General features: G+C 41.2%; 32 protein-coding genes, 1 pseudogene and 2 riboswitches. Of the genes and pseudogenes, 24 read left to right on the forward strand and 9 right to left on the reverse strand.

The features are described from left to right. The first annotated feature begins 6 nt into the window (after nucleotides 1–6). Nucleotides 7–90, forward strand: coding sequence for an IS3 family transposase (locus WAX46_RS15855; protein WP_426853288.1), 84 nt, complete (start codon nucleotides 7–9; stop codon nucleotides 88–90). A 59-nt stretch (nucleotides 91–149) separates the two neighbouring features. On the opposite strand, the gene WAX46_RS10565 is transcribed toward WAX46_RS15855, so the two are convergent. After that, nucleotides 150–428, reverse strand: a complete 279-nt coding sequence (locus WAX46_RS10565; RefSeq protein ID WP_226568314.1) for a DUF3889 domain-containing protein — start codon at nucleotides 426–428, stop codon at nucleotides 150–152. A 299-nt stretch (nucleotides 429–727) separates the two neighbouring features. On the opposite strand from WAX46_RS10565, the gene tapA reads away from it, so the two are divergent. The 3 genes from tapA to tasA are packed head-to-tail and all read left to right on the forward strand — an operon-like array spanning nucleotide 728 to nucleotide 2,739. Beyond that, nucleotides 728–1,255, forward strand: coding sequence for an amyloid fiber anchoring/assembly protein TapA (tapA, locus tag WAX46_RS10570; RefSeq protein ID WP_336493893.1), 528 nt, complete (start codon nucleotides 728–730; stop codon nucleotides 1,253–1,255). 53 nt (nucleotides 1,256–1,308) lie between these two features. Next, nucleotides 1,309–1,881, forward strand: a complete 573-nt coding sequence (sipW, locus tag WAX46_RS10575) for a signal peptidase I SipW (protein ID WP_226568307.1) — start codon at nucleotides 1,309–1,311, stop codon at nucleotides 1,879–1,881. Between the two features lie 57 nt (nucleotides 1,882–1,938). Beyond that, nucleotides 1,939–2,739: a biofilm matrix protein TasA gene (gene tasA / locus WAX46_RS10580; RefSeq protein WP_226568306.1), complete on the forward strand. Its 801-nt coding sequence runs from the start codon at nucleotides 1,939–1,941 to the stop codon at nucleotides 2,737–2,739. A gap of 67 nt (nucleotides 2,740–2,806) precedes the next feature. Here tasA and sinR read toward each other — a convergent pair whose 3' ends face one another. The 4 genes from sinR to WAX46_RS10600 all read right to left on the reverse strand — a co-directional run bounded on the left by sinR (nucleotide 2,807) and on the right by WAX46_RS10600 (nucleotide 6,011). Then, entirely contained in the window at nucleotides 2,807–3,142 is a 336-nt protein-coding gene (gene sinR / locus WAX46_RS10585) for a transcriptional regulator SinR (RefSeq protein WP_226568305.1), read from the reverse strand. Nucleotides 3,143–3,218: 76 nt separating this feature from the next. Beyond that, on the reverse strand, nucleotides 3,219–3,341 hold the full coding sequence (locus WAX46_RS10590; RefSeq protein ID WP_226568304.1) for an anti-repressor SinI family protein: 123 nt from the start codon (nucleotides 3,339–3,341) through the stop codon (nucleotides 3,219–3,221). Nucleotides 3,342–3,527: 186 nt separating this feature from the next. Beyond that, entirely contained in the window at nucleotides 3,528–4,325 is a 798-nt protein-coding gene (locus WAX46_RS10595) for a YqhG family protein (RefSeq protein ID WP_336493898.1), read from the reverse strand. A gap of 3 nt (nucleotides 4,326–4,328) precedes the next feature. Further along, nucleotides 4,329–6,011, reverse strand: coding sequence for a DEAD/DEAH box helicase (locus WAX46_RS10600; protein ID WP_336493927.1), 1,683 nt, complete (start codon nucleotides 6,009–6,011; stop codon nucleotides 4,329–4,331). A gap of 249 nt (nucleotides 6,012–6,260) precedes the next feature. After that, nucleotides 6,261–6,368, forward strand: a riboswitch (glycine riboswitch). A 3-nt stretch (nucleotides 6,369–6,371) separates the two neighbouring features. Further along, nucleotides 6,372–6,464: riboswitch (glycine riboswitch) on the forward strand. Nucleotides 6,465–6,568: 104 nt separating this feature from the next. Between WAX46_RS10600 and gcvT the strand changes: the two genes are divergently transcribed. Genes gcvT through gcvPB form a run of 3 tightly spaced genes read left to right on the forward strand, consistent with a single transcriptional unit; the run spans nucleotide 6,569 to nucleotide 10,482 of the window. Continuing rightward, on the forward strand, nucleotides 6,569–7,666 hold the full coding sequence (gcvT, locus tag WAX46_RS10605) for a glycine cleavage system aminomethyltransferase GcvT (protein WP_226568302.1): 1,098 nt from the start codon (nucleotides 6,569–6,571) through the stop codon (nucleotides 7,664–7,666). 16 nt (nucleotides 7,667–7,682) lie between these two features. Continuing rightward, nucleotides 7,683–9,029, forward strand: coding sequence for an aminomethyl-transferring glycine dehydrogenase subunit GcvPA (gcvPA, locus tag WAX46_RS10610; protein WP_226568301.1), 1,347 nt, complete (start codon nucleotides 7,683–7,685; stop codon nucleotides 9,027–9,029). Next, the gene (gene gcvPB / locus WAX46_RS10615; protein WP_336493901.1) at nucleotides 9,022–10,482 is read left to right on the forward strand and encodes an aminomethyl-transferring glycine dehydrogenase subunit GcvPB; all 1,461 of its coding nucleotides are present in this window, start codon (nucleotides 9,022–9,024) and stop codon (nucleotides 10,480–10,482) included. The genes gcvPA and gcvPB overlap by 8 nt, the downstream gene beginning before the upstream one ends. A 52-nt stretch (nucleotides 10,483–10,534) precedes the next feature. Here the strand turns inward: gcvPB and WAX46_RS15860 are convergent. Together WAX46_RS15860 and WAX46_RS10620 are read right to left on the reverse strand one after the other, a co-directional pair. Then, a pseudogene (locus tag WAX46_RS15860) lies at nucleotides 10,535–10,672 on the reverse strand (IS3 family transposase); the annotation flags it as partial. 408 nt (nucleotides 10,673–11,080) lie between these two features. After that, nucleotides 11,081–11,461: a rhodanese-like domain-containing protein gene (locus tag WAX46_RS10620; protein ID WP_226568311.1), complete on the reverse strand. Its 381-nt coding sequence runs from the start codon at nucleotides 11,459–11,461 to the stop codon at nucleotides 11,081–11,083. Between the two features lie 222 nt (nucleotides 11,462–11,683). Between WAX46_RS10620 and WAX46_RS10625 the strand changes: the two genes are divergently transcribed. The 3 genes from WAX46_RS10625 (at nucleotide 11,684) to WAX46_RS10635 (ending at nucleotide 14,019) form a co-directional block, all read left to right on the forward strand. Continuing rightward, on the forward strand, nucleotides 11,684–12,520 hold the full coding sequence (locus WAX46_RS10625) for a lipoate--protein ligase family protein (RefSeq protein ID WP_226568299.1): 837 nt from the start codon (nucleotides 11,684–11,686) through the stop codon (nucleotides 12,518–12,520). A gap of 85 nt (nucleotides 12,521–12,605) precedes the next feature. Next, a complete protein-coding gene (gene mntR / locus WAX46_RS10630) occupies nucleotides 12,606–13,040 on the forward strand; it encodes a transcriptional regulator MntR (RefSeq protein WP_226568298.1) in 435 nt (144 codons plus the stop codon). Nucleotides 13,041–13,143: 103 nt separating this feature from the next. Next, nucleotides 13,144–14,019 (forward strand): patatin-like phospholipase family protein, encoded by an 876-nt coding sequence (locus tag WAX46_RS10635; RefSeq protein WP_226568297.1) that lies wholly within the window; start codon nucleotides 13,144–13,146, stop codon nucleotides 14,017–14,019. Here the strand turns inward: WAX46_RS10635 and WAX46_RS10640 are convergent. Beyond that, a complete protein-coding gene (locus WAX46_RS10640; RefSeq protein WP_226568296.1) occupies nucleotides 14,016–14,411 on the reverse strand; it encodes an SA1362 family protein in 396 nt (131 codons plus the stop codon). The genes WAX46_RS10635 and WAX46_RS10640 overlap by 4 nt on opposite strands. A gap of 38 nt (nucleotides 14,412–14,449) precedes the next feature. After that, complete coding sequence (locus tag WAX46_RS10645; RefSeq protein WP_226568295.1) at nucleotides 14,450–15,406, reverse strand: DUF1385 domain-containing protein; 957 nt, start codon at nucleotides 15,404–15,406, stop codon at nucleotides 14,450–14,452. A gap of 220 nt (nucleotides 15,407–15,626) precedes the next feature. Between WAX46_RS10645 and WAX46_RS10650 the strand changes: the two genes are divergently transcribed. From WAX46_RS10650 to accB, 14 genes are all read left to right on the forward strand, one after another. After that, nucleotides 15,627–16,154: a YqhR family membrane protein gene (locus WAX46_RS10650; protein WP_336493906.1), complete on the forward strand. Its 528-nt coding sequence runs from the start codon at nucleotides 15,627–15,629 to the stop codon at nucleotides 16,152–16,154. Between the two features lie 108 nt (nucleotides 16,155–16,262). Continuing rightward, nucleotides 16,263–16,706 (forward strand): type II 3-dehydroquinate dehydratase, encoded by a 444-nt coding sequence (gene aroQ / locus WAX46_RS10655; RefSeq protein WP_226568293.1) that lies wholly within the window; start codon nucleotides 16,263–16,265, stop codon nucleotides 16,704–16,706. Continuing rightward, nucleotides 16,703–17,764: a M24 family metallopeptidase gene (locus WAX46_RS10660; protein WP_226568292.1), complete on the forward strand. Its 1,062-nt coding sequence runs from the start codon at nucleotides 16,703–16,705 to the stop codon at nucleotides 17,762–17,764. The genes aroQ and WAX46_RS10660 overlap by 4 nt, the downstream gene beginning before the upstream one ends. A gap of 25 nt (nucleotides 17,765–17,789) precedes the next feature. Then, the gene (efp, locus tag WAX46_RS10665; RefSeq protein ID WP_226568291.1) at nucleotides 17,790–18,347 is read left to right on the forward strand and encodes an elongation factor P; all 558 of its coding nucleotides are present in this window, start codon (nucleotides 17,790–17,792) and stop codon (nucleotides 18,345–18,347) included. 174 nt (nucleotides 18,348–18,521) lie between these two features. After that, complete coding sequence (locus tag WAX46_RS10670; RefSeq protein ID WP_226568290.1) at nucleotides 18,522–18,806, forward strand: YqhV family protein; 285 nt, start codon at nucleotides 18,522–18,524, stop codon at nucleotides 18,804–18,806. A gap of 66 nt (nucleotides 18,807–18,872) precedes the next feature. Then, nucleotides 18,873–19,796 carry a stage III sporulation protein AA gene (spoIIIAA, locus tag WAX46_RS10675; RefSeq protein ID WP_336493909.1) on the forward strand — a complete coding sequence of 308 codons (924 nt, stop codon included), beginning with the start codon at nucleotides 18,873–18,875 and terminating at the stop codon, nucleotides 19,794–19,796. Continuing rightward, entirely contained in the window at nucleotides 19,790–20,305 is a 516-nt protein-coding gene (spoIIIAB, locus tag WAX46_RS10680; protein WP_226568288.1) for a stage III sporulation protein SpoIIIAB, read from the forward strand. Before spoIIIAA ends, spoIIIAB begins: the two co-directional genes overlap by 7 nt. Before the next feature lie 19 nt (nucleotides 20,306–20,324). Then, nucleotides 20,325–20,531: a stage III sporulation protein AC gene (gene spoIIIAC, locus WAX46_RS10685; protein WP_003153142.1), complete on the forward strand. Its 207-nt coding sequence runs from the start codon at nucleotides 20,325–20,327 to the stop codon at nucleotides 20,529–20,531. Continuing rightward, a complete protein-coding gene (gene spoIIIAD, locus WAX46_RS10690) occupies nucleotides 20,528–20,941 on the forward strand; it encodes a stage III sporulation protein AD (RefSeq protein ID WP_226568310.1) in 414 nt (137 codons plus the stop codon). Before spoIIIAC ends, spoIIIAD begins: the two co-directional genes overlap by 4 nt. 21 nt (nucleotides 20,942–20,962) lie before the next feature. Continuing rightward, complete coding sequence (spoIIIAE, locus tag WAX46_RS10695; RefSeq protein WP_226568287.1) at nucleotides 20,963–22,156, forward strand: stage III sporulation protein AE; 1,194 nt, start codon at nucleotides 20,963–20,965, stop codon at nucleotides 22,154–22,156. Nucleotides 22,157–22,171: 15 nt separating this feature from the next. Beyond that, nucleotides 22,172–22,801: a stage III sporulation protein AF gene (gene spoIIIAF / locus WAX46_RS10700; protein WP_226568286.1), complete on the forward strand. Its 630-nt coding sequence runs from the start codon at nucleotides 22,172–22,174 to the stop codon at nucleotides 22,799–22,801. Next, complete coding sequence (spoIIIAG, locus tag WAX46_RS10705; protein WP_226568285.1) at nucleotides 22,794–23,465, forward strand: stage III sporulation protein AG; 672 nt, start codon at nucleotides 22,794–22,796, stop codon at nucleotides 23,463–23,465. The genes spoIIIAF and spoIIIAG overlap by 8 nt, the downstream gene beginning before the upstream one ends. Then, nucleotides 23,465–24,097 carry a SpoIIIAH-like family protein gene (locus WAX46_RS10710; protein WP_226568309.1) on the forward strand — a complete coding sequence of 211 codons (633 nt, stop codon included), beginning with the start codon at nucleotides 23,465–23,467 and terminating at the stop codon, nucleotides 24,095–24,097. The genes spoIIIAG and WAX46_RS10710 overlap by 1 nt, the downstream gene beginning before the upstream one ends. A gap of 191 nt (nucleotides 24,098–24,288) precedes the next feature. Next, nucleotides 24,289–24,756, forward strand: a complete 468-nt coding sequence (gene accB / locus WAX46_RS10715; RefSeq protein WP_226568284.1) for an acetyl-CoA carboxylase biotin carboxyl carrier protein — start codon at nucleotides 24,289–24,291, stop codon at nucleotides 24,754–24,756. Nucleotides 24,757–24,762 lie beyond the last annotated feature (6 nt).

Genomic DNA, 24,762 nt, shown 5'->3' on the forward strand with positions numbered 1-24,762 from the left:
GATTACATTCAATTCTATAATCACGATCGATTCCAGAAAAAATTAAACCAGTGTGCTCCGGTAGAATACCGTCACACACTGGCAGGTTAGGCTTTTTATAATTGTCTACTTGACAGGGATAAGACCAAGCAGGCGGTTTTTTTTGCCATTTAGCTGTATTCTTCAACGACAATCACTTTATTGACCTTGTTTGAGTAAGGATTATAGGAAATGGTGACAAATACTCCAAATTCTTTTGAATGATCTTTTAACGTAATATGATATTGTTTCACAGATTCTTTCTCCCGATGCCGGTCCCATACTTTTTGTTTAAATAAAACATGAGCTAACGGGTATCTTTTCTTTGCTTCTTTGACTGCCCTCGTTTCCCATTGATCAGTGGCAATACTGAATACTCTCGCATCCGTGATTTTGGCGTCTTGTATCATAGGACCCAACAGTAAACTGAGTATGATCATGATTCTTCCATATTTCAATTAACATCACCTCACCAATTATTATCCTGACCAAATCCTACACTTTTATGTAAATTTTTAATAAGTATAAATGTCATGGAAAAAAATATGAATATGGAGAGAGAATGAGAAAATTAAAGAATTTTCCCGTAAAGGTTCTTGTTTAAGAACAAAATGGACTGATTTGGGGTTTTGGGTTTTATGGGTATATCCTTATACTGAATGTAAATGTTCTTTTTAAAGAACAGTTGTTCAAGGAGTTGAAAGAATTAATGAAACAGTCGCTCTTTGTACTCTTTTGTGCCATTTGTTTGATTTTTACATCTCTTCTGATCACACCTACTAATGCTTCTTTTAATGATGTCGAGCATTCAAGCTTTGTTATGAAGACATGTGAAAATTTTGAACTGACAGATCAGCATTGTCAGCCAAAGAAATGGGATAGAAGTCATTTGAAGCTCATAGATCAAACGATGATCAAAGGAACAGTTTGTGCGCCTCAAAAGCTAAGCATGACACTGCAAAATACGGGACAACATATGAGACACTCTGAATGGATGTGGGAATTACACAAAGTAAAAAGCAAGAAGACACCATTACAAGACGGCCATATCCTTGAAAAGGGTTTTATCCAAAAGCTTTCAAGAGAAGAAACGACAATCGTAACGACAGATAAAGCAAAAACGAACGGAATTTATGCCTTTAAAATCTATTATCCTAAAGGATTTGGCGCATCTGAAAAACCATTCTTTTGGTCTAATCATATGCAGCTCTCTCGTTGCCAAGAAAAATTGACCTAAATGGAGTGGCCTCCTGAATGAGAAAAATATGTTGTGCGAAGGGGAGAAAGGATATGAAAAAATGGATGAAAATGACTGGGAGTATTCTTTACGGTATCGTGTTTACTATGATGATTGCATGTATTATTGTCGTGTTGTCATCAAGAACAACAGGCGGTGATCCTCAAATTTTCGGTTATCAATTTAAGCAAGTATTATCTGGCTCAATGGAACCAGAATTCTCTGCTGGTTCTTTGATTGTGGTGAAACATGTGACTTCACCTGAGACGCTCAAAAAAGGGGATATTATCACTTTTCAAACGAATCAAGACCAGTCCTTTGTGACCCACCGAATTGTTGGGGAGAAAGGAAATGGAACAAATAAAGCCTTTGAGACCAAAGGAGACCACAATATGTATCAAGACGGTACGCTGGTAAAAGCGAACCAAGTGGTTGCTCAGTATACAGGAGTGAACATTCCTTATGCAGGAAAGCTCCTTTCGTATGCCGGGACTTCGGCTGGTACAGCTTTGCTGCTTATAATACCAGGCATTATGTTGCTCGTTTACTCAGCGCTTCATTTTGTAGGCGCAGCGAAACATCGAAAACACGCGGCTGAGTTACATATGTCAGAGGAACAAGCGTAAATTTTCGATTGTAACCTAATCAGGTTTCAATAAAATAATTTATTAGGAGGTTCATTCATGGGGAAAAAAAAATCGATTCGTTTAGGTGTATTATCAGGGGCATTAGGCCTTGCTTTAATTGGTGGGGGAACGTGGGCTGCGTTTAATGATGTAGAAAAGGCAAATGCGGTCTACTCTACAGGAGAACTGGATTTATCTGCAAAAGAAAACTCCGGCGCCATCAACCTTGCGAACTTAAAACCTGGTGACCGAATAAGGAAAGAATTTAATTTTGAGAATAAGGGATCACTTGCGATTAATCAAGTGCTGATGAGTCTTGATTATAGTGAGTTTAAAGATGGAACTTCCTCGATGAATGGCGGTAAGAATACTGCTGAAGAATTCCTCAGCCAATTTCAGGTGAGTGTTCTAACGGTTGGAGCCGAAGGTGGAAATGGATATCCAAAAAATATTATTTTAGACCATGCAAACCTGCTTGACTTACATCAATTAACGTCAAAACAGGATCAGACCGCATTTGAAAAGCTTCGTCATGCCGTTGATAAGAAGTTTTTACATGAAAGTGGTAAAATTAATGTAGCAACCGTTGATGGAACTACAGCTCCAGAGTATGACGGCATTCCAAAGAATCCGTTTGATTACGATAAAATGGAAATGATCATTGAATTTGTCAATGACCAGACGAAGGATAAAGCTGGTCACTATATCCAAAATAAATACCAGGGCGATGCGATTCAAATTGATCTATCCTTCGAAGCGACTCAGTGGAATGGTTTAACGATCAACCCCAAAAAGCATACGAATGAAAAAGGATACGTGAAAGAAAACGAAAAAGCACACAGCGAAGATAAAAAATAAAGCCAGTGTTTAGACTGATATCGAGCTCTGTATAGCAATTGGAGGAGTATGCGCTAAAACGTGCGCTTTACTCCTCCAATTGCTTTTTTTTCCAGATCTGATAATCTAAAAATTCACGAAATTGCTTTTTCGAAACCCCTGATGTCATTGCATCTCGAACTAGTTTTTCCCATTCACTATCTAATTGACCATCGTATTCGGTTTCATCTTTTTCGTTTAACAGTGTATGAACCGAGACGTCCAGAACAGCGGAGATTTTTTCAAGAAATTGAATGGAGGGGTTTGTTTGCAAGTTTCTTTCTATTGAACTTAAATAAGACTTCGCTACCCCAGCCTTTTCGGCCAGTTCTGATAGTGAGTAGCCTTTTTCATTGCGGTATTGTTTAATACGCTGGCCAATCAATGTCATCACCTTCCTTTCGATATTATAGCACATTCAGAAAGGTTTGATAGAATGACTTCTTACCAGAGGGGGAGACTCAGCGGACTTTTTTGTTTGATTTGAGAAAATGACGGACTTCCTCGACTGTTAGTCCTGCCTTCCGAGCTTCGTTTAATAATTTTACCCATTCACTGTCTAATATGTTCGTTTTCTTTTCCATGCAAATACCCTCCTAAAATACTGAATCATGTATTTCAGGCACTAACGCATTAAATGGAAAGACACAGGTGGTAAGAACTCATAGTTTGCTTGCGTCATGTTTCCGCCCAATACAACAGACAAACTTTGTTCTTGACTGATCGAAAATTGTATGTGACATGAACATGAAGAGGGGGAGACCGATGAGTTAACCGCCTCTTTTTTGATGTAAGTAAAAAAGCCCTCCATTTTCAATCGTAAGACTGATTTTTGGTTCGTATAAAGTTTTGAGTGCTTGTCTTTCTATTTCATATTCTACAGATGTGTCTGAAGTCCCTTCATAAAATTGGTTTAAAAGTTCCGAGTCTTCCTTCCACTTTTGAATAGCTTTCACCGCCCAATCGTCCGGTTCCTCATAAGCATAACGCTCCATTAGGCTATAGAGCCGTTTGACTCCACTTTCAGGCTTGATCATTGTACTCATTGTAAAACAATAATCAGGGATTTGAGACGACAGCTCACGTGTTTCCAGCTGATCTTGAAATTGTTCTATGACTTCCCCGCGTATCAGATGAAGACCAAGTGATAGTAGCTTATCCTTCTTGCAGTCTGCCAGGTAAGATATTTTCACATTGAGACCAAGCCATGGCTCCAGTGCGATCTGGTTGTTTGTGAGTGGTTTCACTCTTTCGTAGAGCCGGATAAATCTTCCTTGCTGTTTCACAGCCTCGAATATTTGAAATAAACGAGGGGAGCCGAAGTGGATAAATTCACCTTCAACCGTGTCGCCAGCTTTTTTTTGATCGGTGATTAAGGTTAATTGCCTAGGCTCAGGTACACCACCAGTTTTTTCGAGCCAGTGCCAATAAAAAGGACGGTTCATAATCAATTTATCCATATCTATTGTCAGCTGTACGGTTAGGTGTCCTGCACTTTCTTCTATTATGTCGCATTGATTCGCCTGAAAGAAACGGAGAAGAAATGTGTGAATGTCACGCTGCTCCATTGATCAACTCTCCTTTATGAGCCTTGCTGTCTTTTTTTCTAAAAGTGGTGTTTGTGCTTCTGTTAAATACGATGCAAACTGGGTTAATTTCTTTTTCATGTCTCCATCAGATTCGTGCTGAAAGAGAATATGATGCAATTCTTTTTGTGCCTCTTTGATACCAATCCGGGTTAAAATATCATCTAAATCGCCAATGACGTTTTCAAACAACTGAATTTTTTCATATAAAAGCTTTAAAATATGTTCCTCGACTGTTCCGTTCGTTGCCATATTGTAAATGTGGACATCACGCTCTTGGCCAAGGCGATGAATACGTCCAATTCGCTGTTCTAGACGCATAGGGTTCCACGGAAGGTCATAATTGATGATCTGGTTACAAAACTGAAGGTTGATCCCTTCCCCCCCAGCTTCCGTGGCAATTAACACTTGAACCCGTTCTCTAAATAAATCTTTCATCCAGTCTTTTTTACTTCGTTTAAAACCACCTCGAAAAGGAACTGAGCTGATGCCATTTTTCTGAAGAAACCATTGTAAATAAATTTGTGTTGCACGATATTCAGTGAAAATAATGACCTTCTCATTCAACTGCTGAATGAGTTTGACCACTTCGAGCGCCTTTGAATTTTGCTCAACTTGGTTGATTTTTTCCATGATTTGCGCGATGGCAGAAGATCCTAGAATATGTTTTTCCTCTTCCTGCATTTTTTTGATCGTCATATATACCGCCTCGCGGCTTGAACAGCATTCTCGTTCCAAGGTCATAATTGAAAACATGTGTTTAGTATAAGATGGGTTCTCTTTTAGCTTGCAGATTTCATCATATAATGCTTGTTCTGTCGGAGAGAAATCAATGGAAATCGTCTTCACATGTCTTTTTGACCATTCCATGCCAGTGTCTTGCCTGCGGTTACGAATCATCACTTTATTGACTAACTGTTTTAAGCGGTCATGGTCTTCTAGCTGCAGGTCTTTTTTGGCAAAGATATCTTTAAACTGATGTTCGTTTCCTAGATGGCCTGGTTTCAGAAGGGAAACGAGATTAAAAATTTCCCCTATTCGATTTTGGATAGGCGTTGCTGTGAGCAGCAGGCAAAACTTTTTATTCAAATTTCTCACAAACTCATAGTTTTTTGTTTTGTTGTTTTTCAGTTTGTGTGCTTCATCAATAATGACCATATCATAGGAAATTGATAAAATCGTGTCTCGATGCGGCTGTCTTTTTGCAGTATCAATTGAGGAAACAACGACATCACACTGCTCCCACACATAGCTTTTTTTCTGTTCGACAGCATCAATGTAAAATTTCGTCCGAAGCTCCTGTACCCACTGAGACACAAGGGAGGCGGGTACGAGAATGAGAATTTTTTGGGCCAGTCCACGAATCATGTATTCTTTCATAATGAGTCCTGCTTCCATGGTTTTCCCAAGGCCCACTTCATCTGCCAAAATGGCTTTTCCGTTCATTTCTTCTACGACTCTTCTGGCTACTTCGAGCTGGTGTTTTAAAGGAGTGAAAGCAGGCAGGTGCGCAGGAGCCTGTAAGCCCTCGAATGAATCAATTGCTGTGACTTTCTGCACCTGCGTCGCTAAACGGTACATTTCCCAGTTCGCCCAGGGGCCATCTAATGCCAGCCGCTGCTGAAATTCACTCGTCCAATCCTGATCAAAAATCGTTTGAATCTTCAATGTCATCGCCTGCCTTTCTAGTAGGATCATGATAAAATCGTTCTGTTTTTAAACGCTTCATTTTTTAGAGGTCTTTAAAAGACTATATATATCAATAAAAACGAACGATATTGAATGTTTATTTTAAAAATGTTAATGATTTTTCTGTTGCTCTCTATCCATTTCTAATGGTAGGATGTTGGTAAGTGATTTAGATAATAAGTCACCCATTTTGATAGTATGTCCAATAAATGTGAAGAATATGAGCGGATGATGGTATGGGGAGAGACTTGGCGGTTATTTTGCACTGGCAGGCGCCGAAGGAGCAAGCTGAATTGATTCAGTGAATCTCTCAGGCAAAAGTACCCTTACCGGACGCAACTCTGGAGAGTGTTTGCTTTTTTATGAGCAAACCACCAAAGGGGAAAACGCACATTGATGTTGTGCTGTAAACTTTCAGGTGCAAGGACAGAGACTTCTTTTTGATAAAAGGAAGCTCTCTGTCCTTTTTTGCTGTGATTTTTTTCTGAAAATTCAGCTTGTGCTCTGCACTGTAAGAAAAAAGGGGGAAACGATTAATGTTGAAACGAACACCGCTTTTTCATGCGTATGAAACGTTTGGGGCAAAAACCATTGACTTCGGGGGCTGGGAATTACCTGTCCAATTTTCTTCCATTAAAGAAGAACATGAAGCTGTTAGAACAAAAGCAGGGCTTTTTGATGTCTCTCACATGGGAGAGGTAGAAGTCAAAGGTCAAGATGCCTTTCCTTTTTTACAAAGGTTATTAACCAATGATCTGTCTAAGCTCTCAGACGGTAAGGCACTATATACAGCTATGTGTTATGAAGATGGCGGGACGGTGGATGACCTGCTCGTCTATCAAAAAGAAAAGAACAACTATTTGCTTGTTATTAATGCATCAAATATCGAAAAAGATGTGAATTGGCTATTGAACCATCAGATTGAAGATGATGTGTCAATCAAAAACGTCTCTGACCAAATCGCCCTGTTAGCACTTCAGGGGCCACTCGCTGCTGACATCATAAAGGATGTGGCGAATGAAGAGGTGACATCACTCAAACCATTTACGTTTCTATCACAAGCTGAGGTCGCTCAAAAAGAGGTGCTTGTCTCAAGAACTGGATACACAGGTGAAGACGGCTTTGAAATCTACTGCCTGGCAGAAGATGTTGTCCATATTTGGTCATCTTTATTAGAATCGGGTCAGCCAAAAGGACTTATTCCGTGTGGGCTTGGTGCACGTGATACCTTAAGGTTTGAAGCGAGACTACCGCTTTATGGTCAGGAGTTGACAAAGGACATTTCCCCATTAGAGGGTGGGATTGGTTTTGCTGTCAAAACGGATAAAGAAGTAGACTTTATTGGGAAAGCTGTGCTTAAAAAACAAAAAGAAGAGGGAACGAAGCGTAAGCTTGTCGGGATTGAAATGATTGATAAAGGGATTCCGCGGACAGCCTATCCGGTCTTTTCAGGAGAGGAGCAGATTGGATTTGTCACAACGGGTACACAATCTCCAACGTTAAAGAAAAATGTAGGTCTTGCCTTGATCAAAACATCTCAAGCACAGCTTGGGACAGAGGTTGAAGTGCAAGTTCGTAAAAAACGTCTAAAAGCCAAAATCGTTGCCACACCATTTTATAAAAGAGCCACATAACCAGGGGGAATAGAGGATGAAGCATAGGTATTTGCCGCAAACAGAGCAAGGTCAAAAAGAAATGTTGGATGTCATTGGCGTTCAGTCAATTGATGAGCTTTTTTCAGATATCCCAGAGAAAGTAAGATTCAAAGGAGCATACAATATTAAAGAAGCGGCATCTGAAACAGAGCTTGTGCGGGAGCTGTCTCGTCTTGCTGGTAAGAACAAGGATACCGTTTCCTATGCATCGTTTCTTGGTGCTGGTGTGTACGATCATTATCAGCCTGTGATTGTAGATCATGTGATCTCACGTTCTGAATTTTATACAGCGTATACACCTTATCAGCCGGAGATTTCGCAGGGTGAATTGCAAGCCATCTTTGAGTTTCAGACCATGATCGCTGAGATGACTGGTATGGATCTTGCAAACTCCTCTATGTATGATGGCGGAACAGCATTAGCTGAAGCGGCGATGCTGGCTGCAGGACATACAAAGAAGAAAAGAATTGTCGTCTCTGAGACGGTTCATCCTGAATCAAGAGCGGTGCTAAAAACATATGCCAAAGGGCAGCATATCGAAGTGGTCGAGGTTCCTGCGCGAAAAGGACAGACGGATGTAGCTGCATTAGAAGCGGCTGTCTGCGACGAAACAGCCGCTGTCCTTGTGCAATATCCAAACTTTTTCGGTGTCGTTGAACCGCTAAAAGACATTGAACCGATTGCGCATAAAGGAAAAAGCCTGTTTATTGTCTCAAGTAATCCGCTTGCTCTCGGTTTACTGAAGCCGCCAGGAAATCTTGGAGCAGATATTGTCGTTGGTGATGCACAGCCGTTTGGCATCCCGGCTGCATTTGGCGGACCTCATTGCGGGTATTTCGCCGTGAAGAAAAAATTAATGAGGAAAGTACCGGGGCGTTTAGTGGGGCAAACAGAAGACGAGAATGGCGTTCGTGGATTTGTGCTCACCCTTCAAGCGCGTGAGCAGCACATTCGAAGAGATAAAGCGACTTCAAATATTTGTTCCAATCAGGCATTAAATGCATTAGCCGCTTCTGTTGCGATGACGGCACTTGGAAAAAAGGGTATAAAAGAAATTGCCTATCAAAACGTGCAAAAAGCCCATTATGCCAAGAGGCAGGCGGCAAATCACGGGTTACAGGTTGATGTAGAAGGAGCCCATTTTAATGAATTCGTGATCAAGCTAAATGAGCCTGTGAAAGAAGCCAATAAACGATTGCTTAAAAAAGGGATTATCGGTGGCTATGACTTAGGTCGAGACTATCCAGAGCTCCAGGAGCACATGCTTGTGGCCGTGACAGAGCTAAGAATAAAAGAAGAAATTGATACGTTCATCAAGGAATTGGGGGATCGCCATGAATAAACAAGATCAGCCGCTTATTTTTGAATTATCCAGAGAAGGAAGAATTGGTTATAGCTTACCTGATATAGATGTACCTGAAGAGGAGCTCCCAGCTTTATTTGATGAAACGTACATCCGCCATGAGGATGCTGAGCTTCCCGAAGTATCTGAGCTTGATATTATGCGTCATTACACAGCACTATCAAGACGTAATCATGGGGTCGATTCCGGTTTTTATCCTCTTGGCTCTTGTACGATGAAATATAATCCAAAGATTAACGAGAAAGTCGCCCGTCTTGCAGGCTTCTCCCAGGTTCATCCACTCCAAGAGACAGACACTGTGCAAGGGGCATTAGAATTACTTTATGACCTTGGTGAGCATCTTGAAGAAATAACGGGAATGGACGCTGTGACATTACAGCCCGCGGCAGGAGCGCATGGCGAATGGACGGGACTCATGATGATTCGTGCGTATCACGAAGCAAGAGGAGATCATAAACGAACAAAAGTCATCGTGCCAGATTCTGCGCATGGAACGAATCCTGCATCTGCGACAGTGGCTGGATTCGAAACGATTACCGTTGCATCTGATGAAAAGGGGCTTGTTGATTTAGAGGATTTACGACGTGTCGTGAATGAAGAAACAGCTGCTCTCATGCTAACAAACCCCAATACACTCGGTCTTTTTGAAGAAAATATTTTAGAAATGGCTGAAATCGTTCATGGAGCTGGCGGTAAGCTTTATTATGATGGTGCGAACTTGAATGCCGTTTTAAGCAGAGCAAGACCGGGGGATATGGGATTTGATGTGGTGCACTTAAATCTTCATAAAACCTTTACCGGGCCACACGGAGGCGGAGGTCCTGGTTCAGGTCCAGTTGGAGTGAAAGAGGATTTGATTCCGTACTTGCCAAAGCCAGTGCTTGTGAAGAAGGAAGAACGTTTTTATTTTGACGATGATCGTCCAGAATCAATTGGACGCGTCAAGCCGTTCTATGGCAACTTTGGTATAAACGTCAGGGCATATGCTTACATTCGCTCTATGGGCCCAGATGGTCTAAAGGCTGTAACAGATCATGCTGTGTTAAATGCGAACTATATGATGCGCCGCTTAAGTGCTCATTACGATTTGCCATTTGATCGTCACTGTAAGCATGAATTTGTTCTTTCAGGTAAACGTCAGAAGAAACTAGGTGTGCGGACACTTGATATTGCCAAACGATTGCTTGATTTTGGCTATCATCCGCCAACAATCTACTTCCCGCTCAATGTAGAAGAATGTATCATGATCGAACCAACTGAAACGGAATCAAAAGAGACACTTGATGCATTCATTGAAGCGATGATTCAGATTGCAAAAGAAGCAGAAGAGAATCCTGAAGTGGTGCAGGAAGCGCCGCATACAACAGTTGTCAAACGAATGGACGAAACAAAGGCTGCGCGTCATCCAGTTCTTGTTTTTGAGAGAAAATAAAAAAGCCCTACATTTTGGTCTTATTCCTGTCAAGTAGACACATATAAAAAGCCTAAGTAGCCAGTGTGTGACGGTATTCTACCGGAGCACACTGGTTTAATGTTTTCTGGAATCGATCGTGATTATAGAATTGAATGTAATCTTCTATGCTCTTGTGAAGTGTTTTGAGATGAGAGAAAAATGATTCGATTCAAACCCTTGATTCTTACGCCATGGATACACCAGCCATGTCAACAGATAAAGGGTCTTTAATTCGTGAACAACTTCAAACCGTGCAGTCTTCAAAATCCGTCCTCCCCGTGAAGATTTGGATAACGCTTTTTTAAGTATTCTATCTGACCTTTGACCCAATTTTTTTGCTGAGTTGAACTTCTGAGACCTGATGCTTCAGATAATGAGTGATAGCTTCTATTCTTCGTACATTTTGACAGCTTTCATCTTAAATTCTTTCGTATAGTATTGAAAATGTTGTCCTGTATGTGCCATAAAAAATCCCCTTCAAGTATAGTGTGACAGCCGCTTATGAAAATTGGGCTTTTTACACTGTCTACTTAAAGGGGAAAATATCAGGGAGCGGTAAATCCCAGAGTCTTTTTTGTTAGTTCTTTGTTTTGATGCGGCCGCTCCATTTTTTAAAGCCGCCTTTTAAATTACAAATCTCACGACAGCCGTTTTTACGTAAAATTTGGGCTGCTTTTCCGCTTCTGAAGTTATTTTGGCAATAAAGATAAACAGGCTTGTCAGGACGTATTTCATTTTTTCGCTGCTTTAGTTGTGAAAGGGGGATGTTTCTTGCCCCTAAAATATGCCCGCCTTCAAACTCATTTGGCTCTCTCACATCAATGAGTTGAGCTTTACGATAGCCTTTAATAAATTCTGCTTCAGTCAGCGTTTTCATAATGCGCTGCTGATAAATGTAACTGCCGATGGAATAAAGAACGAAAAGTCCACAAAGTGAGAGGACGATATAGTTGAATATTGGCAATACGACTCGACTCCTTCTTGAGCATCAGCACAGTGCGTCTGCCTGATGGTACGTTTTAGACAAATACTATTATAGTAAAGCAAAAGAAACTTGTCATCATAAATGATAAGAATTATTTTCAATTCCTTCCCTATTTGATAGACTGATGAAGAGAGAAAACCGGTGGCTTGCCACCATCATCTAACATTGACTACGTAAAAGAGAAGGGATTTTTATATGCAAAAAGAGAAATGGTGTTTTATTGATACAGGAAACCAAGATCCTGCCTTTAACATGGCAATGGACGAAGCCTTGCTTTATTGGCATAGTGAAAAGCTCATCCCGCCTGTGATCCGTTTTTATGGATGGAATCCGGCGACATTATCTGTTGGGTATTTTCAGCAAGTTGAAAAAGAAATCAACATGGAAGCGGTAGAACGCTATGGTCTTGGATTTGTCCGCAGACCAACAGGTGGCCGCGGGGTTCTTCATGATCAGGAGCTAACCTACAGCGTTATCGTGTCAGAAGAGCATCCAGAGATGCCGGCGACGGTGACCGAGGCATACCGCGTCATTTCAGAAGGTATTTTAGAGGGCTTTAAAGAACTGGGACTCGATGCGTATTTTGCCATTCCTCGTACAGAAAAAGAAAAGGAAAGCTTAAAAAATCCAAGATCTTCTGTATGCTTTGATGCCCCTTCCTGGTACGAGCTTGTGGTAGAAGGCAGAAAAGTCGCAGGCAGTGCTCAAACGAGACAAAAAGGTGTGATCCTCCAGCATGGCTCGATCTTAATTGATCTTGATGAGGACAAATTGTTCGATTTGTTTCTTTATCCAAACGATCGGGTGAGAGAGCGGATGCAGCGGAGCTTTAAAAACAAGGCGGTCGCGATCAATGAAATCTCAGACCGAACATGTACGATAGACGATGCGCGTGTTGCGTTTAAACGAGGGTTTGAAAAAGGATTAAATATCGAGCTTGTGCCTTATGAGCTGACAGATGAAGAATTATCGAGTGTCCACCATCTCGCCAAAACGAAATATGCCTCAGATGATTGGAATTACAAGCGTTAAGACGATGGAGACTTCTTGTTTTTTAATGGGCGATGGTGTAGAATTGTTATAATTATTAAGTAAAGGTGCATTTTGGAGGGGTTTTATGACTACACCTAGTATGGAAGATTATATTGAACAAATTTATATGCTGATAGAAGAAAAAGGATATGCCAGAGTATCTGATATTGCAGAAGCTCTAGCTGTCCATCCCTCCTCTGTAACAAAAATGGTTCAGAAGCTAGATAAAGATGAATACCTCATTTATGAGAAATATCGTGGTCTGATTTTAACCCCGAAAGGCAAAAAAATTGGAAAACGTCTCGTATATAGACATGAACTACTAGAACAATTTTTAAGAATCATTGGTGTAGATGAAGAGAAAATTTATGATGATGTAGAAGGTATTGAACATCATCTTAGCTGGAACAGTATTGACCGCATTGGTGATCTCGTTCAATTCTTTGAAGAGAACGAAGAGCGATCTATTCATCTGAAAGCGATTCAAAGGAAAAACGAACAAACAAATCAAGAATCTTAAGAAAAAGGACACCCATGCTGGGGGTGTCCTTTTTGAATAAAGTTCTAATTGAAAGCAAATGCTCCTACACTATTAATAGTGATGATAAAAAGGGGGCTCCTTGATGAAAATAGATGGTGTGTTCTCAGGTGGAGGCATTAAGGGTGCAGCACTTGCAGGTGCCTATGAAGCACTTGAGGCGAGAGGATGTCAATTTGTCCGCCTTGCTGGTACAAGTGCTGGAGCCATCATTGCTTCACTGATCGCAGCAGGTTTTACAAGTCAGGAGATTCGGGAGCTTTTAGATGAAATGGATGAGCATCAATTGCTTGACCGCAGGTGTCAATTCATCCCGTTTAAAATGCTTAGATGGGTATCCATTTATTGGCGCCTTGGCCTTTACAAAGGAGACCGGCTAGAAAAATGGCTCACAGACGTTTTAAAGAGAAAAGGAGTCACCGTATTTGGGGATCTCAAAAAAGATTCGTTGAAAATCGTCGCTTCTGATTTAACAAATGGAAAAATCCTCGTACTGCCAGACGACCTTCCTTCATATGGCTTAAATCCAGAACGGTTTTCCGTTGCACGAGCCATTCGTATGAGCTGCAGCCTGCCGTACTTTTTCGAGCCAGTCAAACTAAAATCTTCAAAAGGAATTTGTACCATTGTTGATGGTGGAGTACTCAGTAATTTTCCAATTTGGTTATTTGCTGAAGAGAATAAAAGACCGTTCGTTGGTGTCACGTTAACCCCAAACGAAAAAGAACGCCCTCAACACTCCATCCGCAATGCGTTTGAACTGTTTGGCGCTCTTTTTGAAACAATGCGTGGTGCGCATGACCAAAGACATATTGCCACAAAACACGAACGTCATATTATTTTTATTCCTGTAGAACACGTGATTGCCACTGATTTTCATCTCATGACAGAAAAGAAAAGGGCGCTTTTCGATCTAGGTAGACAGAAGGCCGAGCAATTTTTAAAAAGCTGGACATTTTAAAATAACGCACGGTTCTTCTTTTTGTTTTTCTTGCCTTCAATCACAGTCAAATGTGTTTGGCTTTTCTTTTTGAGAAGGACGGGCTTAGACTTGTGGTCAGTCGGCACGCTTCGCAAATGAGTGACCCGATTTTTCATCTGGCTTTTCGTTTTTGGTTTAGACTGCTGGTAGCGACGTTTTGATTGTTTGACTGCTTTACGATAAAGATTGCCTTCTGTGCCAGTTCTTCGATTCATCAGCCATCTAAAAAGGAAAAACACAACCGCTCCAATGATCACAACTGATAGCAGCATCGTAAAGAGTCTGCCTGGGTTCGTTGTGAGTAAATAAACAAAGCCCAAAATACCTAAAGCGAAAATAATGGTAAAAGCAGGATGTACTCGGCGATTCATAACTGTCCACCTCCGAAGGAATTTACCGGATTTATAAGTTAGATCACTTGATGAGCAGAATCTGACGCTTGTTTCTCAGACGCTTCCTCTAAACGAAGAAGTTCATTAAAACTTGCAATGGCTACTTCGACTTGATCGTCAGAAGGTTCTTTTGTTGTGAGCAATTGCAGCCAAAGGCCAGGATAGCCAAGCACTTTTAGCACTGGCACTTCTCTGAGTTTATTGGTGAGCTGCAGCACTTCGAATGAAATGCCCAGAACAACCGGAATGAGCGCCAAGCGGTTCAGAACTCTCACCCATAAAGGATCTGTCGGTACGAGTAAATAGACGAACATTCCAACAATGACAGTGAATAAAATAAAGCTGCTGCCGCATCGATAATGCAAGCGAGACTGGCTTTGGACATTTTCCACTGTGATGTCAAGATTCTGTTCATAGCAGTTTATGACTTTATGTTCTGCCCCATGATATTGAAATACCCTTTTAATTAAAGGGGTCATGGAAATAAAGTAAATATAGCCTAACAAAAGGACCAATTTAAAGAATGTTTCAGCGGCTATTTGTGCGAAGTTTCCTGAAAAGATTGGCCGCACAAGTTCAGCCAAAAAGACTGGTACTAGGGTAAAAACAAATTTACTAAAGAGAAGAGAGAGAACTCCGATCACAGCAATGCCGAAGATCATCGATAATTTCGAGCCTTTTTGTTCTTTTTCAAGAGAATGATCTTCAGAAGGATCTAAGTCATAGCGCTCACTGGAGAAGTGTAGGTGCTTACTGCCTTTTGCGCTTGCTTCAACAAGTGCAGCAATACCCCTCACAAATGGGATCTTCTTGAGAAAGGCGGTTCGATTATTGGAGGTCCGAGGAAGCTTCATAAATTCAATGGACTGATCCTTACGCCGAATCGCTGTAACATAGTTCTTTTTACCTCCAAACATGACACCTTCGACAACTGCCTGCCCTCCATATGCTGGAGGTTTTGTTTGATTGGACATATTTCATCAACCTGCCTGTTTCCTGTAATTTACATGCATTTCCTTATACCTTTATTGTACAGGAAATGAGAGGAAATCACTAGCTCACAGGTCGATTATCTACTAGAATTCTATCTACCTCTTTTTAGCCAGTATACCCTTTTATAAAAATTTTACACCAACGCATCGAAATCCTTTTTTTTATGACATTTTGGACATACTACTTGTTGGAGGTGTTCATATGAAACGTGATGAAAAGAAAAACCAAGAAGAAAAAAATCAGACAGTGCAAACGTCATCTATGATGGCAAGAGCAGCCGCTACAGGCTTTGTTGGTGGTGTCTTTTGGGGATTTATTGGGTTTCTGACCTATATGTTTCATTTTTCAGAAGTGAGTCCAAATATGCTTTTGCAGCCATTTGTGCTCGGAGAATGGAAAAAGGGCGGACTTGGCACTTTTATCAGTATTGTGCTTTTAGGTCTTTTATCTATTGGAGCGGCCTTTATTTATTACGGTCTTTTAAAACGGATCAAAGGGTTTTGGATGGGACTGATTTATGGCGCCCTTTTATGGGTACTTGTTTTTTATGTATTTAATCCTATTTTCCCAGATGTGAAACAAGTACAAGATTTGCAGCAAAGCACCATTGTCACGACATTTTGCCTATATATTTTATATGGCATGTTTGTTGGGTACAGTATTTCATTTGAATACATTGAATTAACGAGTCAGAAGCTTGCGAGAGCACTTGGAAAAAAGACAGAATAAAGTGTAAATCGCCCATTCATGTGATAAAATATTTTTGGAAACGAAAGGTTTCTAAGAAAAAAGAAACAGATATCGAGATAGATTGAATAAGGGTGAAGGAGTGATCTTATGCCTCATTTTCTTGTACTGAATGGGCCCAACTTAAATAGACTCGGCAAGAGGGAACCTGCTGTTTACGGAAGTAAAACGCTGACGGATTTAGAAACGGATTTGTTTCAATTTGCAGAAAGAGGAAGTATCCAATTAACATTCTTTCAATCGAATCACGAAGGAGATTTGGTTGATGCGCTCCACGAAGCAGAGAATCAGTACGATGGCGTCGTGTTTAACCCGGGTGCTTTTACCCACTATAGCTATGCGCTGAGAGATGCCATTGCAAGTATTTCTTTACCTGTCATCGAAGTACATATTTCAAATGTCCATAAGAGAGAGGAATTCCGCCATCATTCAGTTCTTGCACCAGTATGCCAAGGTCAAATTGTTGGACTTGGTTTAGAAGGGTATAAATTGGCGATTCGTTATTTAGTCAGTGAAGGGGGAGCGGTATCATGAAACTTGAAAAACTAAGAAAACTTTTAACCAAATTAGAGATTGATGGTCTAGTGATTACGAGCAGCTTTAATTTACAATACATGACCAGCTTTACTGGATCAGCCGGACTTTCAGTCGTCTCAAAAGATCGAGCAGCTTTTATTACGGATTTTCGCTACACTGAGCAAGCCAAGGACCAAGTAAAAGGCTATGACATCATTGAACATAAAGGAAACATTGTGGAAACAGCTGTCCAAACGGCAAAGGAATTTGGGGTTAAACGCCTTGGATTTGAACAAAATCATATGACATTTGCCACTTACCAGCAGTATGCAAATAAAGCAGGCGGTGTAGAGCTTGTTCCTGTGTCAGAATCAGTTGAAAATTTGCGCTTGATTAAGTCTAGTGAAGAGATTAAGATATTAGAGGAAGCTGCGAAGATAGCAGATCGCGCCTTTGATTATATTCTCACTTACATCAAGCCGGGCCTGACAGAAATTGCGGTCATGAACGAGCTTGAATTTTTCATGAGAAAAGAAGGTGCTGAGGGATCTTCATTCGATATGATTGTCGCTTCAGGCGTTCGTTCAAGCCTGCCTCACGGGAGAGCGAGTGAAAAGGTGATTGAATTTGGTGATTTGGTGACACTTGATTTCGGTGCCTACTATAAAGGCTATTGTTCTGATATGACAAGAACGATTGCTGTAGGAACACCAAGCGACAAGCTGAAGGAAATTTATCAAATCGTATTAGAAGCAGAAAACGCTGGTGTGGATAGAATCAAGCCAGGCTTAACTGGGAAAGAAGCTGATCGCATCACACGAGACATCATTGAAAAGCATGGATACGGTCAATACTTCGGGCATTCGACTGGACACGGGCTTGGTATGGAAGTACATGAAGCGCCTGGTCTTTCCTCACGCTCAGAGGTTGTGTTAGAAGAGGGAATGGTTGTGACAGTTGAGCCGGGCATATACTTGCCGAACGTCGGCGGCGTGAGAATTGAGGACGATATTGTCCTGACAGCTGACGGCAATAAACGATTGACCCACTCAACGAAAGAACTTATCATATTATGATGGTGAAATGTAGGAGGATTACAAAATGATTTCAGTAAACGATTTTCGTACAGGCCTGACAATCGAAGTGGACGGCGGTATTTGGCGTGTAGTGGATTTCCAACACGTAAAACCAGGGAAAGGAGCAGCATTTGTTCGTTCTAAACTGCGTAACTTGCGCACGGGTGCTATTCAAGAAAAAACATTTCGTGCAGGTGAAAAAGTAGCGAAAGCTCAAATTGAAACAAAAACAATGCAATACTTGTATGCAAATGGTGACCAGCATGTATTCATGGATACAAGCTCATACGAGCAGCTTGAACTAAGCGAAGCACAAGTTAAAGATGAGCTGAAATACTTGCTTGAAAATATGTCCGTTCAAATCGTGATGTACGGTGCTGAGACACTTGGAGTTGAACTTCCAAACACTGTAGAGCTAGAAGTAGTAGAAACAGAGCCTGGTATTAAAGGTGATACAACATCAGGTGGATCAAAACCTGCGAAAACTGAAACTGGTTTAATCGTCAACGTTCCTTTCTTTGTCAACCAAGGAGATAAACTAGTGATTAATACATCTGACGGTTCTTACGTATCAAGAGCGTAATGAACGAAGAAAGACTGTAAACCTCGTGTTTACAGTCTTTTTTTATTGAAAAAAATATGTCTCTTCGTCATGACAACCCTCACTCTATTCTCTCATCCCTCTCTCTTCCTTCTGAAAAACAAGACTACTTCTAGCTAGTCAAGCATATAGTGTAAAAAAAGCTGGAGGTTCTATATGAAACAATTTCTTTTCCCGAGCATACACCCGTCAGTGGCTGCAATGGCAGGCATGAGGTTTTTATCTGCAACCATTGAACTGACGGCCGCCATCCTTATTTTAATCACAAATGATGTACGCAAGGCGGTTGTCATCAATAGTATATTGGCGATCATCGGACCGCTCATTTTTATTATCACCATGACGATTGGAATCTATCAAATTGCAGGGCAGTTATCCTATGCAAAGCTTGTGTTTATTTTCATTGGTGTCGTGTTTATTGTTGTTGGGATTTATAAGTGAAATGGCTTAGCATAATTAACGGCACGCATCATACATTTTAGAGAAGAAAAAAAGGAGGGGAATTCGTTGCGGAGTTTGTTGGATATTCTCCCGCACTCGATTGGACAAGAACTCAGCTTGCTAAAAGAAACGGAATGGGCGCAAATAGAAGAAATCCGCATTCGCACGGATCGTCCGATTGAATTGATACAAGGAGGAAAGCCGCGCTTTCTTTCCTATCATACAACAGGAGAAGATGCGTCTCAGCTATTAGGCAGGCTCAGCAATTACAGCATGTACACGCTTGAAGAAGAACTAAAACAAGGCTATATTACCATATCTGGCGGACACAGAGTGGGGCTTGCAGGAAAGGTGATCGTTGAGAATGGATGCGTTAAAGGATTAAGAGATATTTCTTCGTTTAATATTCGCATCGCCAAAGAAAAACTCGGAATTGCCCATCCTTTTCTACCTTACTTATATGAACAACATTGGTGCAATACACTCATCATTGGTCCTCCGCAAACGGGAAAAACAACATTGCTGCGTGACGTTGCGCGTGTTGCTAGTTCAGGAACAAAAGACATTACTGCTAGAAAAACAGGAATTGTCGATGAACGCTCTGAAATAGCCGGGTGTATAAGAGGGGTGCCTCAGCATCATTTTGGACACCGGATTGATGTACTTGATGCGTGTCCAAAGGCTGAGGGCTTGATGATGATGATTCGGTCCATGAGTCCAGAAGTCATCATTGTAGATGAAATTGGAAAAAAAGAGGATGTACAGGCACTTTTAGAGGCGATTCATGCCGGAGTCACCATTATCGTCTCAGCTCATGGCTATTCACTTGAAGATCTATATAAACGGCCATCATTTCAACCTTTATGGGAGCTTCGTGTGTTTGATCGATATGTTGAATTAAATAGAAAAAAAGGCCCTGGTACCATTGGACGAATATATGACCAAGATGGACAAGAGCTGAAGTGGAGGCGGGGAGTGGACGTATGTTAAAGCTTATTGGTGCTATTTTCATCGTTGCGGCTACGACATGGGGAGGCTTCGAGTTTGCGAAACGATACAGCGACCGGCCTAAGCAAATCCGGCAGCTCCGGTTTGCTCTTCAATCTCTTGAAGCTGAAATTATGTATGGTCAAACACCTTTAGCTAGAGCCGCTGACCAAATTGCGTCGCAAGTAGGACCCCCTGTGGATCGGTTATTTGAGCAATTTGCAGAAAAGCTCAAAGTTGGGTCCTTTTCTGCGAGGCATGCATGGAATGAAAGTCTGGAGGACGTTTGGAAAAAGACCGTTTTGAAAAAAGGCGAATATGAGGCGCTGAAGCACTTTGGAGAAACACTTGGTCTGCATGATGTCACTGCTCAGCAAAAGTATATCAAGCTTGCTTTAGGACATTTGGAATCAGAGGAGAAGGAAGCTGAAATCGCCCAAGCGAAAAATGAAAAAATGGTGAGAAGCCTCGGTTTTTTAAGTGGATTACTACTGATTCTTTTATTGATGTGAGAGGAAGGGAGTCGAGAGCATGGGCGTTGATGTAAACGTTATTTTTCAAATTGCTGGAGTAGGCATCGTCGTGGCCTTTCTCCATACGATTTTAGATCAAATGGGGAAAAAAGAGTACGCTCAGTGGGTGACGCTGCTTGGGTTTATCTACATTTTATTTATGGTGGCAACCATTGTGGATGATTTGTTTAAGAAGATTAAAGCCGTATTTCTATTTCAAGGATAGGGGAGGGCTTACAAATCGAAATCATACAAATTGTTGGACTTGGTTTAATCGCTACTTTCTTAGCATTAATCGTAAAAGAACAAAAGCCAACTTTTGCCTTTATGCTTGTTGTGTTTACAGGGTGTGTGATTTTTCTTTATTTAATCGATCAAATCTATGCCATTATCTCCATGATTGAAAAGATTGCGGCTAGTGCCGGCGTCAACATGAAGTACGTTGAAACCATTTTGAAGATTATCGGTATTGCCTATATTGCAGAATTCGGCGCCCAGCTCACGAAGGATGCTGGACAAGGCGCCATTGCTTCGAAAATAGATCTTGGTGGCAAGATTCTTATCTTGGTCATGGCGGTCCCAATTTTAACAGTCATCATTGAGACCATCTTAGGCATGATTCCGTCCATGACTTGATTGAAAAAAGAGGTGATGACAATGAAATGGGTGACGGCTGTTATGGGGCTTATACTTTTCTTTTGGCTAATCGCTCCGCATGCTGGTGCAGAAGAAAATGTGCCCTTAACAAGTGAAGACCCAGTAGCAGAAGAAGTAGCGAATGGACAGGCTGATGCACTAGAGCTTCATTCCATCAGTGAATTTTGGGAAACGATATTGGATGAGTATGGCGGCTTTCTGCCTGAAAGCCAAAAAGGCACAGTGAAAGAAATGATTGACGGCGATAAAGAGCTGTCTCCCCAAACGTGGCTGAAGGCATTGGTTCATTATCTATTTCATGAGGTCATTGCAAACGGCAAGCTCCTAGGAACACTGATTTTACTCACCATCTTTTGTTCGCTTCTTCAGCTTTTGCAAAATGCTTTTGAGCAAACCACCGTCAGCAAAGTCGCATACGCTCTTGTGTATATGGTGCTTATCATTATTGCATTAAACAGCTTCCATGTGGCGATCTCCTATGCAACAGAAGCCATCCAAACGATGACCAGTTTTATTCTTGCTCTTATTCCTCTTTTGTTAGCGCTCATTGCTTCATCAGGCGGGCTCGTCTCAGCCGGATTCTTTCATCCTGTTATTTTATTTTTGATGAACACGAGCGGCATTTTTATTCAGTATGTGGTACTTCCGCTCATCTTTTTATCAGCCATATTGAGCATTGTCAGTACGCTGACCGAACAATACAAAGTCACCCAGCTCGCCCAACTGTTAAGAAATGTGGCGATTGGCGGACTAGCCGTTTTTTTAACCGTTTTTCTCGGCGTTATTTCTGTGCAAGGTGCATCTGCTGCCATCAGTGATGGTATCGCTCTTCGTACAGCCAAATTTATCACAGGAAACTTCATCCCTGTCCTTGGCAGAATGTTTACAGATGCAACGGATACCGTCATCAGCGCCTCTGTTTTGCTCAAAAACACGGTTGGCCTTGTGGGAGTGGCCATTTTGATATCAATTGCAGCTTTTCCGGCCATTAAGGTTCTGTCACTTGCCCTTATTTATAAGCTTGCAGCTGCGATCCTTCAGCCTCTTGGGGGCGGACCGATCATTAGTTGTCTGGATGTCATATCAAAGAGTGTTCTTTATATATTTGCCGCACTTGCCGTTGTATCACTCATGTTCTTTTTAAGCATTACCGTCATTATCACTGCTGGTAACCTTACAATGATGATGAAGTAAGGAGGGGGACATCTTTTGAGCTTTCTCACAGAATGGATCACAAGTATTATCTTATTTATCTTATTTGCCATTGTGATTGATCTTTTGCTTCCCAATTCAAGCATGCAGAAGTATGCAAAAATGGTCGTAAGCTTACTGTTGATCGTGGTGATGCTCAATCCCATCTTTGCTTTATTTCGTGCGGATCCTGACCAAATTTTCTCAGAATTCATGAAGGGAAAGGAACAAGCGCAATCAGAAGAAATAAAAAATCAGATGAATTTAGAAAAAAAAGAAATACAAGCCTCTCAGCGTGCATATATTTTAAAGCAAATGGCTGTCCAACTAGAAAAAAGCGCAAAGGAGCCACTGGAGAAGGAGAGCTATGAAATGAAACACGTAGAAGTGTTGGCAGATGAGGAGCACCTTGATGGGAATATAAAGGTGGATCAATTTCGTATCAAAGCAGTCCTTTCCCTACTCACAGGTGATGCTGTAGAAACGGTGGCGAAGGTGGACATTGATCTCTCCAGTCAAAAGGAGGAAAGCGCTGGATCATCAAAAAAGATTGCGAGGGTGAAAGAAACGCTTGCGGATGTATGGAATACAAGTCCTGAACACATTTCACTGATCATTGAGGGAGGTGACGCAGTAGATCATGAATAACAAGGACTGGAAACAAAAGCTGAAATCTTTGTTCAAGTCATCTGAAAAAGGTGAAGGGAAACCAAAATTAACAAAGCACCATTACTTGCTGCTTGTATTCATCATCGGCGTGTCTTTCATGCTAGTCAGTCAAATCCTGTCACCGCCATCAAGCAAACAACAGGTTGCTGTCCCTGCGTCTAAAAAAACACCATCAGAAGAGCAGGCGGTGTTCAAACCGACATCTTCAGGTAAATCAAAGAACTCAATTGAGGACGTTGAGCAAGAATACGAAAATCAGTTGAAAGAAATTTTAGAGACGATCATTGGTGTTGAGGATGTATCTATTGTGGTAAATGTAGATGCGACTTCTTTAAAAGTATTTGAAAAAAACAAATCCAATAAAAGCACAACGACCGAGGAAACCGATAAAGCAGGCGGCGTGCGAAGTGTTACGGATCAAACAAAGGAAGAAGAGATTGTCATCATCAAAAATGGCAATGAAGAAACACCTGTTGTTGTCCAAACGAAAAAGCCAGAGATTCGAGGCGTCCTCGTTGTTGCTCAAGGAGTAGACAACGTTCAAATAAAGAAAACCATCATTGAAGCGGTTACACGAGTGCTTGATCTACCGAGCCATAGAGTGGCTGTTGCCCCTAAAAAAATCAAGGAGGATTCGGAATGATGTTAAAAAAACAAACGGTTTGGCTATTAACGATGCTAAGTTTAGTTGTCGTATTAAGTGTGTACTATATCATGTCCCCACAAGGTGAGAATGCAGTGACAGTAGAAGATACGAAATCAAAAGGAACTGAAGAGAAAAAGACTGAAACAGAAAAAGGGACTGAAAAAGGAACGGAAAAAGGCTCCGATAACAAGTCTACTGACAAAGAAACAAATGGCAAACAAGAGGATGTTGAAACAAGTGGTGAAGAAGGAAAGGCTGTTTCAGAGCAAACAGACGATGAGCTTTTCACAACATACAGGCTAGAGCTCGAAGATAAGCGCAGCAAGCAGCGTGAAGAATTCAACGAAATCGTGTCAAGTGACGATGCAACAGCGCAAGAAAAAAGTGAAGCTTATGATCAAATGACAGCACTTAGTGAGGCAGAAGGAACAGAGCGTCAGCTGGAGACATTGATTAAAACAAAAGGGTATAAAGATGCCCTAGTGAGTGCTGAGGGAGATAAAGTGAGTATCACAGTTCGTTCTGATAAAAAATCAAAGTCCCAAGCAGCAGATATTATTGATTTAGTCACAAAAGAAATGAGAGGGCTTGATAACGTAGCCGTTACTTTTGAGCCATCAAATCAATAAAAAATGAACCAACGCCCTTTGCCGAAAAGGGCGTTTTTTGAATGGTTTGACGGCCTTTTTGAGGTGTCTGCTTGAAGCGTTTCATCACAATAGTATTGAATTCAACGAAATCCTACTGTAAGATGGTTATAATATGTACTTTTAGTACTAGCCTATAAAATAGATAAATCCATACATAGGGGTGCAAATCCATGTTAAAAATTGAAGAAATTCATGAACTGATTAAATTAATTGACCAATCTACAATTGATGAATTTACGTACGAAAACGAAGGTGCAAAAATCAAACTGAAAAAAAATAAAGAAGTCGTTCAGCAAGTTGCGGTACAAGCACCAGTGGCTCCTGTCCAAGCAGCTTCAGCTCAACAAGCTCCAGCTCAGACCGAAGCCCCTACAAAAGAGGCAACTGCGTCTGAGAATCTGCATAAAATCACATCCCCAATGGTTGGTACATTTTATGCTTCTTCTTCACCAGAAGCAGATCCATACGTGACAACAGGTTCTAAGGTGAATGAAAACTCAGTTGTATGTATCGTTGAAGCGATGAAACTGTTTAATGAAATTGAAGCAGAAGTCAAAGGCGAAATCGTCGAAGTATTAGCTGAAAACGGTCAGCTCGTAGAATTCGGACAACCCCTCTTTCTAGTGAAAGCAGAGTAAGGAGTA

The organism is Bacillus sp. FJAT-53060, assembly GCF_037104745.1.
Lineage (GTDB): Bacteria > Bacillota > Bacilli > Bacillales > Bacillaceae > Bacillus > Bacillus stratosphericus_B.

Excerpts from the sequence above, each read along its gene's own strand:
- WAX46_RS10565 (WP_226568314.1), bottom strand. The coding sequence starts at position 428 with ATGATACAAGACGCCAAAATCACGGATGCGAGAGTATTCAGTATTGCC.
- tapA (WP_336493893.1), top strand. The coding sequence starts at position 728 with ATGAAACAGTCGCTCTTTGTACTCTTTTGTGCCATTTGTTTGATTTTT.
- sipW (WP_226568307.1), top strand. The coding sequence starts at position 1,309 with ATGAAAAAATGGATGAAAATGACTGGGAGTATTCTTTACGGTATCGTG.
- tasA (WP_226568306.1), top strand. The coding sequence starts at position 1,939 with ATGGGGAAAAAAAAATCGATTCGTTTAGGTGTATTATCAGGGGCATTA.
- WAX46_RS10590 (WP_226568304.1), bottom strand. The coding sequence starts at position 3,341 with ATGGAAAAGAAAACGAACATATTAGACAGTGAATGGGTAAAATTATTA.
- WAX46_RS10595 (WP_336493898.1), bottom strand. The coding sequence starts at position 4,325 with ATGGAGCAGCGTGACATTCACACATTTCTTCTCCGTTTCTTTCAGGCG.
- gcvT (WP_226568302.1), top strand. The coding sequence starts at position 6,569 with ATGTTGAAACGAACACCGCTTTTTCATGCGTATGAAACGTTTGGGGCA.
- gcvPA (WP_226568301.1), top strand. The coding sequence starts at position 7,683 with ATGAAGCATAGGTATTTGCCGCAAACAGAGCAAGGTCAAAAAGAAATG.
- gcvPB (WP_336493901.1), top strand. The coding sequence starts at position 9,022 with ATGAATAAACAAGATCAGCCGCTTATTTTTGAATTATCCAGAGAAGGA.
- WAX46_RS10625 (WP_226568299.1), top strand. The coding sequence starts at position 11,684 with ATGCAAAAAGAGAAATGGTGTTTTATTGATACAGGAAACCAAGATCCT.
- mntR (WP_226568298.1), top strand. The coding sequence starts at position 12,606 with ATGACTACACCTAGTATGGAAGATTATATTGAACAAATTTATATGCTG.
- WAX46_RS10635 (WP_226568297.1), top strand. The coding sequence starts at position 13,144 with ATGAAAATAGATGGTGTGTTCTCAGGTGGAGGCATTAAGGGTGCAGCA.
- WAX46_RS10640 (WP_226568296.1), bottom strand. The coding sequence starts at position 14,411 with ATGAATCGCCGAGTACATCCTGCTTTTACCATTATTTTCGCTTTAGGT.
- WAX46_RS10645 (WP_226568295.1), bottom strand. The coding sequence starts at position 15,406 with ATGTCCAATCAAACAAAACCTCCAGCATATGGAGGGCAGGCAGTTGTC.
- WAX46_RS10650 (WP_336493906.1), top strand. The coding sequence starts at position 15,627 with ATGAAACGTGATGAAAAGAAAAACCAAGAAGAAAAAAATCAGACAGTG.
- aroQ (WP_226568293.1), top strand. The coding sequence starts at position 16,263 with ATGCCTCATTTTCTTGTACTGAATGGGCCCAACTTAAATAGACTCGGC.
- WAX46_RS10660 (WP_226568292.1), top strand. The coding sequence starts at position 16,703 with ATGAAACTTGAAAAACTAAGAAAACTTTTAACCAAATTAGAGATTGAT.
- efp (WP_226568291.1), top strand. The coding sequence starts at position 17,790 with ATGATTTCAGTAAACGATTTTCGTACAGGCCTGACAATCGAAGTGGAC.
- WAX46_RS10670 (WP_226568290.1), top strand. The coding sequence starts at position 18,522 with ATGAAACAATTTCTTTTCCCGAGCATACACCCGTCAGTGGCTGCAATG.
- spoIIIAB (WP_226568288.1), top strand. The coding sequence starts at position 19,790 with ATGTTAAAGCTTATTGGTGCTATTTTCATCGTTGCGGCTACGACATGG.
- spoIIIAC (WP_003153142.1), top strand. The coding sequence starts at position 20,325 with ATGGGCGTTGATGTAAACGTTATTTTTCAAATTGCTGGAGTAGGCATC.
- spoIIIAE (WP_226568287.1), top strand. The coding sequence starts at position 20,963 with ATGAAATGGGTGACGGCTGTTATGGGGCTTATACTTTTCTTTTGGCTA.
- spoIIIAG (WP_226568285.1), top strand. The coding sequence starts at position 22,794 with ATGAATAACAAGGACTGGAAACAAAAGCTGAAATCTTTGTTCAAGTCA.
- WAX46_RS10710 (WP_226568309.1), top strand. The coding sequence starts at position 23,465 with ATGTTAAAAAAACAAACGGTTTGGCTATTAACGATGCTAAGTTTAGTT.
- accB (WP_226568284.1), top strand. The coding sequence starts at position 24,289 with ATGTTAAAAATTGAAGAAATTCATGAACTGATTAAATTAATTGACCAA.